Genomic DNA, 11,426 nt, shown 5'->3' with positions numbered 1-11,426 from the left:
TAACGGTTTTTAGGAAGCAGCGATGACTCAGCGTGGGGCAGCCCCAGAAATCGTGATCCAAACCCGCCACCTCAATAAATATTTTGGCGATCGCCACGTCCTGAAGGACATTAACTTCACCGTTGCTAAGCAAGAGGTGGTTGCCCTCATTGGCCCCAGTGGTTCTGGCAAAAGCACCTTGCTCCGCTGCTTGAATGGGTTGGAGACATACCAATCGGGGGAAATTCTCATTCTCGGCCATTACCTGCCCCCAGTGCCAACGCCGCAACAACTGCGGGTGATTCGCCGCGATGTGGGTATGGTCTTTCAGAGCTTTAACCTCTTTCCCCACATGACGGTCTTGCAAAACATCATCGAAGCACCGATCCTTGTGCGCAAACTCCCCCGCCGCGTGGCTATTGAAATGGCTGAAAGTTTATTGGCCAAAGTGGGATTGCTGGATAAACGGGATGCCTATCCTCGGCAACTCTCCGGGGGGCAACAACAACGGGTGGCGATCGCCCGCGCCTTGGCCATGCAACCGGAGATTCTCCTCTTTGACGAACCCACCTCTGCCCTTGATCCTGAGCTAGTGGGGGATGTCCTCGCCGTGATGCGCCAGTTGGCGGAAGAAGCCATGACCATGGTGGTGGTCACCCACGAAATGCAATTTGCCCGTGAAGTCTCTTGCCGTGTCGTCTTTCTTGCCGATGGCCAAATTATTGAGGAAGGATCGCCCCAAGAACTGTTTCGTCGTCCGCAACAGGAGCGAACCCGCCTCTTTTTAGAGCGTGTGCTGGTTAGGCACTAGCCTTTATAGGCCTTGATGCATTTTTCAACAAGGGGCTGCACCGCATCCACATCCTGCCAGCCAAGAATTTCAGTCACTTTCTTTTGCAGATTCTTGTAGGTGCGGAAGAACTCAGCAATTTCTTCGAGGCGGTGGGGCGCAATATCCTTGAGGGATTTCACTTCGGCATAGCGAGGATCATCAACAGGCACACAGAGAATTTTCTCGTCGCGATCGCCACTGTCAATCATCTCCAGCATGCCAATGGGACGGGCAGGAATCACGCATCCCGGAAACGTCGGCTCATCCATGATCACTAGACCATCGAGGGGATCGCCATCGTCCGCCAGCGTATTGGGAATAAAGCCATAATCATAGGGATAGGTCACTGCCGAATAGAGCACGCGATCGAGGGCAAAGACGTTCATTTCCTTGTCAAACTCATATTTATTCCGACTGCCCCCAGCAATTTCCACTAGCACATTGACAACACCCGGCTTGGGTTGGGCAGGAATACGACTCAGATCAATACCCATAGAATTGATGTTCACGCAACAAGTCTCCATCATAAATGCCGCAAGGGTACTGCCGCTATAGCCTAGGGAGACAGAACACTGTCCCGAGAAGCATTTTGCGTGAAGAGCTGTGGCCACAGTCCCCAAAGAGCAAAGAACAGGAACATCAGGCCGTGGCGATGATATAGAAAACTGAAGTCTAACTGCTGGTTGAGAATACTCATGAGAAGAACCCCACACACCATGGGCAGAGCTTGAACCACTGCACAGTAGATCATGAAAGAACGTAGCAAATGTACTGTGGGCACCTTGGTTAAGTGAAGGGAGAGCAAAACCGATGTCAATAGTGTCAAGAAAATGATTCCAGTGCTGGCAAATGGTATGAAAGCATTGAGTTCACTCAACTTATTGCCCGCAAAAAAGGGTGGGAAAGCCTTTGGCAAAACAAGATAAAATGGCAGAACCATAGATAGAAATATCAGTACAGAGGCAGATAAGGAAGTCAAAGCTGTTCGCCTGCTCGCAGAGCGCCAAAAAAGAACGAGTAGTAGAGGCAGTAACGTCAAAAAATTACTCCGTGAAGCTAGGGCAATACCAGTAAAAAGACTTGTAGCAGCCTTGGCAATGAGGGAGTGAGAGGATAAGGCTTTCGTTTGTAGAAAGATGGCTGTTAAAATATAGATACTGTTCGCAATCAGATCGCCACCTGAAATATACTCATATTGAAACGCCAATGATAACACTGATAGAAATATGAACATGATGATAGCTGAGACATGGCTTTCCAGATATATTCCCGTTAAAATCAGAAATATTCCCATCCAAAATAGATTTTGATAAGCACTGTTACCCAATAGAATAAATGGTGAAGCGATGAGAATAGCACCGGGTAGTGGCGTTATCTTACCACCAAGATGAGTGGTTGCCAAATAGGGGTATCGTCCCTGTATAAACTCCCAAAAAGCAATATTTAATGCTTCATCGCGATCGCTCCCCCGTCCAAGCAGGCCTGCCGTTTCTAGGGGATAGAGAATCCAAAAGCAAGCAATCCCCAAACCAATAATAAAAATTAGAATCGCCAAATAAAATTTAGAAACAAAAGAGAAAATCTGAGACTTAAACGTTAGAAGGAATAAAAGCCCTAATGCAATAAGGAAAATGTAGCTAAAAACACCAATTAAACCAAAGTATCTTTGAATCAGTGCCGTTGATGGCAAAGAAAAAAGCAATATAAAAGTAACAGCCAAGGATATTTTAGAGTCATTGCCACTCATTGTATTCAACTAAAGCACAGCCTTTTTCTAACATAGGGGATACAGGATTGATCCCTTGGGTCGCTTTCCGCTAAGGTTTTGGGGAGTCCCTTGTCAGCTTTGCCCTATGTCTCTAAAGCGGTTGGTGCTTGCTGCCCTCAGTGTGGTGGTAGCTACCCTGATTACGGTGTCGTTGCTCAGTAGTTACCTCGAACCCCAAACCCAAGGGCAAATTAACCTCTTTCAAACGAATTTGTCGCTGCAAGCTCGCGAATGGCAGGGGCTAGGGGATGCTGACACCCGCGATCGCCTTGTGGGGAATGTGGAAAGCGCAATCAAAGCCTATGAAGAGGTACTGGCCACGCCCACGCCACAAAACCAACGTCTGCGTCTTCAATTGGGACTGCTTTATGCCGATGCCGGCCAGCGCGATCGCGCCCTCAACACATGGCAACTTCTCATTAATGAAGCTCAAGGGGCAACCCGCAGTACCGCAGAAGTACTAATGGGGTTGTGGACGGATCCCCCGCAATTGCTGCCAGAGGCCGAACCATTGATTAAGAATACACTCCAAGGTTGGTTTCGCGATCGCGCCCTCGAACGCCTCTATGAACTGCAACAGCGATCCGATGCCCTGATGGCCTTGACCACCGCAGAACAAAATCGCGCCCAAGCAGCCTTCTATCGCCTTGCCCTGATTGGCACGACTCCTTTGCTAGGAAGTTTGATTGGGATTGTGCTTTGGATTGTCTGGATCTATCAACACCTGCGCCGCCGCCATCAAGGGAACACTCTGCCACCCCTGACCCCCGTGACATGGGGCTGGGAAACCCTCTGGGAAGGCATGGTGATCTGGTTTGCCCTCTTTTTTGCCATTAGTTTGGTGCTCATGCCCTTAGTGCGCTCCCTGATTGGCATGGGATTGCCGCTGCGCTCTGCCATGGCGCAAACGCTGTATGCCTTAGTGAGCTACGGGATGATGATGGTTGCTGGCTTGGGCTGGCTGTGGTACTTTCTGCGTCCCTTTGGTAAGCGCCCCGCGGATTGGTTACGTTGGCAAGGGGGGTTAGGGGGTGCCTTGCGTTGGGGGATCGGCGGTTATTTGGCGGCACTGCCCTTAGTTGTGGTCAGTTCGCTGATTAGTCAAGCCCTGCTGAAAAATCAAGGGGGTGGCAATCCGCTGCTGGAGATTATTTTACAAAGCCGCGATTACACCACCTTTGCCCTGCTCTATGTCATGGTGGCGGTGATGGCACCCTTCTTTGAGGAGATTCTCTTTCGTGGATTCTTCTTTCGTTCGGTACAATCCTATTTGCCCCTCGGCACAGCAATGGGGCTGACAGGACTCCTCTTTGCCATTGCCCACCTGAATTTAGCTGACCTGTTGCCCTTGACAGTTTTAGGAACCGTGCTCAGCTACATCTACTGGCGATCGCAAAACATTGGTGCGGCCATGATTCTCCACGGCATCTGGAACAGTGGCTCCTTTTTGGGCTTGCTCCTATTGAGCGGGTGGACGGAAGCGGGGTTCTAACTGCTGTACCAACCACTGGCGGGGCACCAACCGACCGGTAAGGGCAAGGAAGCGATTGGCGGGCTGACCGGGAATAACCGTGGCCACATCGGTTTGCAAAGCCGCAAGGGTTTCGGCCACCACTTGTTCGGGGGTATCCTGTTGGGCAATGAGAGCCGGGTTGCGGGTCATATCAGCGCGCTCAAAGAAGTTAGTGGCCGTGGGGCCGGGACAGACGGCGAGTACCCGAATACCCAAGGGTTTGACTTCTGCCCACAGGGCTTCGCTGAAGTGGCGAACAAAGGCTTTGCTGGCGGCATAGACGGCGAGATAGGGCAGGGGCTGAAAAGCAGCAATGGAGCTAACGTTGATGATCGTGCCTTGGCGGCGGGGGCGCATTTCTTGGAGCACGAGATGGGTGAGTTCCACCAGTGCTGTGATGTTCACTTGCAGCATGGCCGTCAATTGCTGGCGATCGCGATCGCCAAAGGCACCATAATCCCCAAAACCGGCATTATTGATCAGCAGATCTACGCTTAACCCCAAGGCTTGAATCTGCCCATAGAGGCGACAGGCGGCAGCGGGTTCACTCAGGTCTTGGGGAATACACACCACCGACACCTTTTGGCTCAGGCGCGTCTTGAGTGCCTCTAGGGTGTCGAGGGAACGCCCCGTTAGGATCAAGTTGTGCTGGCGATCGGCCAAGGCTTGGGCAAAGGCCTGCCCCAATCCCCCCGTTGCCCCGGTAATCAGTGCGGTTGCCATAAAATTGTTACGAAACTTAAAGATCGCTATCCTAAAAGTAATACATTTCGGGAATGGGCAGAATGACCTCTACGCTTTCAGCCACCGCAGCTTTTCCCACCGCCGATTGGACTTGGCGCGGCCATCGCATTCGCTACAGCGTCAATGGTAGTGGTGCCCCAGTGGTGTTGGTGCATGGTTTTGGTGCCTCTATTGGTCACTGGCGCAAAAATATCCCTGCCCTCACCGCCGCAGGTTACCGTGTCTATGCCCTTGATTTACTTGGTTTTGGTGCCTCGGCAAAACCAGATTTAACCTACAGCTTGGATCTGTGGGCCGAGCTACTGGCGGACTTCTGGCAAGCCCACATTGGCGAACCCGTGGTTTGGGTGGGGAATTCCATCGGTGGTCTGCTGTGTCTGATGATGGCGGCTCGCTATGGCCACACCTGCCGGGCGGTGAGTGTTCTCAACTGTGCCGGCGGACTCAACCACCGTCCCAATGAACTGAATTGGATGCAAAGCCTCTTTACGGCCATCTTTCGCACCTTGGTCGCCTCGCCGGGTATTGGTCATTTGATCTTTCACCAGATTCGGCAGCCGGAGCGCATCCGCAAAACCCTGACCCAAGTCTATGCCAATCCCGAGGCTATTACCGATGAATTGGTGGAACTGCTGCATCGGCCTGCTATGGATGCTGGCGCCAAGGAAGTCTTTGCCCGTGTGATTTCAGCACCGCCGGGACCGAAAATTGTGGATTTGCTGCCGGAGATTCAAGTGCCGATTCTGGTGCTCTGGGGCGAGGTGGATCCTTGGACACCCGTCTCAGGGGCGAAGCACTTTGAAGCCCACCAAGAGCGGCTGCCGATTCGCATTGAACGGCTACCGAATACGGGGCATTGTCCCCATGACGATCGCCCGGAGCTGGTGAACCCGATCCTCATTGAGTGGTTGCAACAGTTGGGGCACGCCTAACCCAAGAGGCAAGCAAGGGCATCGAGGCTTTCGGGCAATTGGGGCAACAGGATGCGATCGCCGACCATGGCGGCACACAGCAGCATCATGTAGAGAATCGAGAACTTAAAGAGGCTGCGTGCCTGTTCTTTGTCCTCTGGGGCTTGGGTCAACTGCCACGCGCGGTAAATAAACCAACTGCCAAGGGCGATCGCCACGACACCATAGCCCCAACCCACGACACCGCAAGGGTAGATCAACAGCAGACTGGTGGGCACCAGTGCCAAAGTGTAGAGGAAAATTTGCTGTGCCGTCACGCGATCGCCATCAACCACGGGCAGCATCGGCACCCGCACACGGGCATAGTCCTCTTGGATCAGCATCGCCAACGGCCAAAAATGGGGCGGCGTCCAGATAAAGATAATGGCAAACAGCACCCAAGCCGCCCAACTCAGTTCTCCTGTTACCGCTGCCCAACCCACTAAGGGGGGAATCGCCCCAGCCGCACCACCAATGACGATATTTTGCGGCGAAGACCGCTTCAGCCAGTGGGTATAGACCCCCACATACACCGCAATTCCCGCCATCGCAAGGCAGGCACTCAGGAGATTGGCAAAGACCGCCAAAAGGCTAAAGGCCGTTGTCGCCAAGAGCACTGCTAGAAACACCGCTTCCCAAGGGGCCACCCGACCTGCCGGCAAAGGACGATGGCGCGTCCGCTCCATGATTGCATCAATATCGCGGTCATAGAGACAGTTGATGGTATTGGCTGCCGCCGCCGCACAGGCACCACTGACAAGGGTTATCAGCAGCAATTGGGGAGCCACCTGACCTTGGCTTGCCACTTCCATTGCTGCCGCAGTCGTAATCAAAAAGAGCAGAATTAACCGAGGTTTGGTGAGTTGGACATAGTCCACTAATTTTGTCGAAAGATCCCCCGTTGAGGAGGAAAGTCTGGCTAGGAATGTCATGCGAGCCTCAAGATCGTTCAAAACTCATGCTTCAGGGAACCGGTTTGGCAATCGCGCCACGCCAATGTGGAAATCGCAACCAACAACCCCAAGAGGGTGGCGCCAACCATTTGATGGGCAACGGTGAGTGCCGGCACCTGTAGCTTTAGTTGTAGGGTGCTCCAGCCCAAGGCCACTTGCAGAGCCACCACGAGCAGGAGTGAGACACTCAGTTGCCGCAATAGGGGAGCCAAGGCTGGGCTGCGCCACGCCACAATCACAACCCCCAAGACGCTCAAGGTGGCTGGCACAACACCGACTAGATGGCTATTGAGCACCACACACAGGCGATCGCCATAGAGGCACTGATGCACCGCCCACTGTGAAGACACCAAGCCCCCCAACAAACTTTGGCCATAGACACATAGCGCGGCGATCGCTGCGGCTATCCGCAACCAACGGGCGTTTCCCGTGCCCCGAAAGGGAGCCAAGCCAACAGTGATGGCGGTCAACAGGCAAAAGAAGAGCAGTCCTGTGCCCAAGTGAGCCGTAACAATTTCAAAGCGCAGCAACTCCGTCACCGTCAGCCCACCAAGAATCCCCTGCAAAATCACAAGGCACAGTGCCGCCACAGCAGCAGAGGGCACCCAAGGGGGCAGAGCTTGCCGCCAAGCCACACTCAATCCTACAAAGGCGATCGCCATCAGCCCTAAACTGGTGGCCAGCAGGCGGTGAAACCACTCTAGGAAGATCTGCAAATCCATTTGCGGCACCAGCGTGCCAAAGCACAATGGCCAATCGGGACAGGCTAAACCGGCATCCATCACCCGTGTGGCACTGCCCACCGCCATCAAAAAGAGGGTAAAGACCGTCATCAGCAGCACGAGGCGAAAAATCCACTGGCGACGGACACTCGGATCACTGCCCAGGGTCAAGGGTGAGACATGAAAAGGACCCAGCACGGATTTTTCCTCGACAGCAACAACTTCTTCATGGTAAAGAAGCTAAGGGGGGGATCAGGGCTGGCGTGAAAATCTATAGCTTTTCTTTAAGTTTTCGCTAGAGTATAAATTTTTCTTGCCCTTGATTGCCAAATTTGAAGACCTAAAACGACGGCTCCCCGGCACTGGGTTGACGCTGCAAAAAGTGGAGAAAATCCAAGAGTTCTTCATCGCTCAGTTGCTGGCGCGATCGCTTGCCGTAGCGTTCGAGTAAACAGGCACGGCCTTGGGCTTCTGTCCATCCCAAGCGTTTCATTTCCACGGTGGTTTGGGCAATTTCATCCGCTAGATCCACGGGTTCGCGCTTGGTGGCGGGCTTCTCGCTGGCAGGTTTGACCGCTGGCTTACTGCGGCGGGGATGGGGAGGAGTGGTGGGTTCCAAGAGCAGATCAGTATTGCCGGCCTCTGACCAAGGCGCTGCCTCGAGGGCTGCCGGGGTGCGGGGAATCAGTTCCGCTTCCGTCTGCACCGGGAGGTGAATACCGAGAAGTTGCAGAGCACGCTGGCGGGCACTATCTTCCGCCTGTTCTAAAGTCGGTGCCGCAGCCATCCCTGTGGCTAGAATCGTATCGCCGACAAGGAGGGTGGTTTTGACAATAAAGAGGCCGTCATGAATTTGCACTAAATCACTGACAATGCTGCCGGTGGGGTAGCGGCGGTGGAATTCGCTCATGGGGTTGCCGCAATAAAACGACGCATCGAGTTGATCTTATCCTATCCTTGCTGGGGCGCTGGCCTAGAGGAGATTGAGTACTGCCTTGTGAACCGCAGCCGATTGCAGGTAGGGTTGATAGTTGGGCACGGGAGCTGCGAAGGTCTGTTGCCATTGGCGAATCAAAGCAGTGGGGTCAGGGGGCAATGCGGCTAGTTCAACCCCCGCCATACCCGTATCGGCCATGAGGTAACTCACCTTGGGATCATAGCTGAGGGCAAAGCAGCGACAGCCCACACTGGCGGCCATAATCAGGGCATGGAGGCGCATGGCGATCGCCCCCGCCGTTGTTGCCAACAGTCCCTTCATTTCGCGGGGATCCTCACAGGACACCAGTTGCGTCTGCTCAGGCAGCAATGCCCCATAGAGATCCTCAGCCAAGGGCAAATCCTGTTGGGGCTGAAAGGGCAACAGCAAAAGCGGCACCCCCGTCTCTGCCTGCCACTGCCGCAAGGCCATTTTCAGAAGCTGCCAGCGATCGCCCGTCAAGTGCCGATGCGGACGCAAACACACAGCAATGGGCGCCTTGTCCTTGGCGGGTAGAACAGGACGTGCTGACATCAGCCACACGGGATCGGCACCCTGTTGATGGGGAATGCCCCACTGCCGCAAGAGAGCCGCTGAGCCGGAATCGCGCACCGTGACCGCGAGACAACGCCGCAGAAGTGCCCGTGTCCACCAACGATAGAGGGGCGATCGCAGAGGGCCAATCCCCTGGGCCCAAGCAATGGTGCGACAGCCAAAGCGCTGTGCAAGGGTCATCAAACCAAGGTAATAGAGGGGACTGCGCCAACTGGTGACATCCTGAATTAGGCTCCCACCGCCCCAAATGAAGGCTTGGCTCTGTTGTAGGGTGCGTAGCACTTTTTGCCACTGGCGGCGATCGCAGGTAGCAACGCCATAGCGGGCTGCTGTGGCCGTAGGATTGCCGCTGAGGACGACCGGTGAAACGTGGGGCGGCAACTGTTCGAGGAGCGTTGCCAAGAGGGCTTCATCCCCAGCATTGCCATAGCCATAGTAGCCACAGAGAAAGACTTGACTCATACAACAGGCTCCACTAGTGGCACTGCCTGAAGAATCTGTTGAAGAACGTTGATCAAGGTGGGGGTGGGTTGAATGGCTGGCACCAAGGAAACGGCGTGGTGGGGATACCTGACTTGCAGCATTCCCAGTTGGCTGTGGACCTGATCAACGGTTTTGCCACCAAAAAGAAAGTAGCCATAAATTTTGCTCCTGGTATAGCCCTGAGCCATCCGCGTCTCAATCGCATGGTCTAAACTTCCGACTTCCGTCAGTAGCGCTGGACGCACACCACAGGTCTGACACAGGTTCTCAAACCAAGGGCGGACTTCAGACCGACGACTGCCGTGGCCAAGGAGAATATCGGCGGCTGCATCGGCGATCGCCCGTTGTAACCATGCTTGAAAAAGCGGCTGTTCCCCCAAGAAGGGAAGCAATTTGATAGGAAGCGCGGAGTCGGCTGCCGCGATCGCCAGCGGTAGATCCACCACCACATGGTTGCCCGGCAATAAAAAGAGGGGCAGGATCACCATCCCCTCAGCCCCCTGACGTTGAGCTTCCTGACTAAATTGGCGAATCTGCTCAGGCAGTGGCGCGCCTTCAAGGGTTCCCCAACCGACGATGCCCAGAGGGGTGAGTTGCTGGCACAGGAATGCCATCGCCTGCTGTGGCTCAGGGGCAGGACTGCCGTGGCTAATGAGAAAGTAGGCCATCATGAGGTAGCAAGGAAGCGCGATCGCCAAGTCTCACTCAAGAGTTCCTGTTGCGGAACCAAGACCTGTTCTCCAGAGGCCAACCACTTCACTTGCACCGTGCGATCCGCCGCTTCACTCTCGCCAATTACTAGACACACCGTAGCACCAACGCGATCGGCGCGTTTCACCTGCTTGCCAAAGGCACTGCCGCTGAGATCCACTTCTACCGTGTAGCCTTGATGCCGCAATTGCTGTGCCAAAATCAGGCCTTGGCGTTCGGCAGCTTCACCACGGGTCACCATATAAAGGTAGGGTTCATCCCGTGGTGGCAAGGGGCGATCGCGCAGGAGTAAAATCAATCGTTCCAGTCCCATCGCCCAACCAATGGCGGGAGTGGCGGGTCCGCCTAATTCCTCGACAAGGTGATCGTAGCGCCCCCCCCCACAGACGGTTCCCTCATTGCCCAAACTCAAATCCTGAAATTCAAAGGCGGTGTGGGTATAGTAGTCGAGGCCGCGCACAAGAGCAGGATTAATCTGGTAGTGGATGCCCAGATCCTGCAAGAGGGATTGCACCTGCTCAAAATGGTCGCGCGATCGCGGACTGAGATAATCCAACAGCCGAGGCGCTTCCTTGACAATGGCTTGGGTGCGGGGGTCTTTGCTATCGAGGATGCGGAGGGGATTGCGGTGCAGGCGTTCTTGGGAATCGGGATCTAACTCTGCTTTGTAGGGGGTGAGGTAATCCACCAAGGCCTGACGATATTCACTGCGATCCTCGCGATCGCCCACGGAGTTGAGCATCAGGGTTAACTCCTTCAATCCGAGGGCTTGCAAAATATCCAAGGCCACGGCAATGACTTCGGCATCGGCACGGGGATCGGCACTGCCTAAAACTTCCACCCCCAACTGGTGAAACTGGCGATAGCGACCGGATTGTGGCCGCTCGTAGCGAAACATGGGCCCTAGGTACCACAGACGTTGAACGCCGCCTTGGCTGTGCAAACCATGCTCAATATAGGCGCGCACCACCCCCGCCGTGCCCTCTGGCCGTAGCGTCAGCGACCGTTGACCGCGATCGCTAAAGGTGTACATTTCCTTACTGACAATATCGGTGGCTTCACCAATGCCCCGCTCAAACAGAGAGGTTTGCTCAAAAATGGGAGTGCAAATTTCGCGGTAGGCGGCGCGATCTAAAATCTGGTGAGCAATGGTTTCTAAATACTGCCAATAGACCCGCTCAGCGGGCAAAATATCGCGAGTTCCCCGTGGTGCTTGCAAACCCATGTGTGGTCAATGCGC

12 protein-coding genes are annotated in these 11,426 nt (G+C 54.5%); 3 read left to right on the top strand and 9 right to left on the bottom strand.

Going from position 1 to position 11,426, the window contains the following annotated elements; translation table 11 throughout:
- Positions 1-22: 22 nt before the first annotated feature.
- The gene (locus tag KV190_RS12805) at positions 23-790 is read left to right on the top strand and encodes an amino acid ABC transporter ATP-binding protein (protein WP_460193785.1); all 768 of its coding nucleotides are present in this window, start codon (positions 23-25) and stop codon (positions 788-790) included.
- Here the strand turns inward: KV190_RS12805 and KV190_RS12800 are convergent.
- Together KV190_RS12800 and KV190_RS12795 are read right to left on the bottom strand one after the other, a co-directional pair.
- A complete protein-coding gene (locus KV190_RS12800; RefSeq protein WP_286649992.1) occupies positions 787-1,299 on the bottom strand; it encodes an inorganic diphosphatase in 513 nt (170 codons plus the stop codon). The genes KV190_RS12805 and KV190_RS12800 overlap by 4 nt on opposite strands.
- A 68-nt stretch (positions 1,300-1,367) precedes the next feature.
- Complete coding sequence (locus KV190_RS12795; protein ID WP_460193784.1) at positions 1,368-2,558, bottom strand: hypothetical protein; 1,191 nt, start codon at positions 2,556-2,558, stop codon at positions 1,368-1,370.
- 106 nt (positions 2,559-2,664) lie between these two features.
- Here KV190_RS12795 and KV190_RS12790 point away from each other — a divergent pair, with 106 nt between their 5' ends.
- Entirely contained in the window at positions 2,665-4,071 is a 1,407-nt protein-coding gene (locus KV190_RS12790) for a CPBP family intramembrane glutamic endopeptidase (protein ID WP_460193783.1), read from the top strand.
- On the opposite strand, the gene KV190_RS12785 is transcribed toward KV190_RS12790, so the two are convergent.
- Entirely contained in the window at positions 4,039-4,815 is a 777-nt protein-coding gene (locus tag KV190_RS12785) for an SDR family NAD(P)-dependent oxidoreductase (RefSeq protein WP_460193782.1), read from the bottom strand. The genes KV190_RS12790 and KV190_RS12785 overlap by 33 nt on opposite strands.
- Before the next feature lie 62 nt (positions 4,816-4,877).
- On the opposite strand from KV190_RS12785, the gene KV190_RS12780 reads away from it, so the two are divergent.
- Entirely contained in the window at positions 4,878-5,768 is an 891-nt protein-coding gene (locus KV190_RS12780) for an alpha/beta fold hydrolase (RefSeq protein WP_460193780.1), read from the top strand.
- Here KV190_RS12780 and KV190_RS12775 read toward each other — a convergent pair.
- The 6 genes from KV190_RS12775 to hisS all read right to left on the bottom strand — a co-directional run bounded on the left by KV190_RS12775 (position 5,765) and on the right by hisS (position 11,411).
- Entirely contained in the window at positions 5,765-6,718 is a 954-nt protein-coding gene (locus KV190_RS12775) for a heme o synthase (RefSeq protein WP_460195290.1), read from the bottom strand. The genes KV190_RS12780 and KV190_RS12775 overlap by 4 nt on opposite strands.
- A 17-nt stretch (positions 6,719-6,735) precedes the next feature.
- Positions 6,736-7,659, bottom strand: coding sequence for a COX15/CtaA family protein (locus KV190_RS12770; protein ID WP_460193779.1), 924 nt, complete (start codon positions 7,657-7,659; stop codon positions 6,736-6,738).
- Between the two features lie 142 nt (positions 7,660-7,801).
- Complete coding sequence (locus KV190_RS12765) at positions 7,802-8,371, bottom strand: hypothetical protein (protein ID WP_460193778.1); 570 nt, start codon at positions 8,369-8,371, stop codon at positions 7,802-7,804.
- Positions 8,372-8,434: 63 nt separating this feature from the next.
- Positions 8,435-9,454, bottom strand: a complete 1,020-nt coding sequence (gene csaB / locus KV190_RS12760) for a polysaccharide pyruvyl transferase CsaB (RefSeq protein ID WP_460193777.1) — start codon at positions 9,452-9,454, stop codon at positions 8,435-8,437.
- Complete coding sequence (locus KV190_RS12755; protein ID WP_460193775.1) at positions 9,451-10,146, bottom strand: sirohydrochlorin chelatase; 696 nt, start codon at positions 10,144-10,146, stop codon at positions 9,451-9,453. Before KV190_RS12755 ends, csaB begins: the two co-directional genes overlap by 4 nt.
- Positions 10,143-11,411: a histidine--tRNA ligase gene (gene hisS, locus KV190_RS12750; protein WP_460193774.1), complete on the bottom strand. Its 1,269-nt coding sequence runs from the start codon at positions 11,409-11,411 to the stop codon at positions 10,143-10,145. The genes KV190_RS12755 and hisS overlap by 4 nt, the downstream gene beginning before the upstream one ends.
- Positions 11,412-11,426 lie beyond the last annotated feature (15 nt).

The organism is Thermosynechococcus sp. FA-CM-4201 (genome assembly GCF_054689355.1).
Note: the sequence above shows the minus strand (reverse complement) of the source record. Positions and strands in the feature narration are given on the sequence as shown.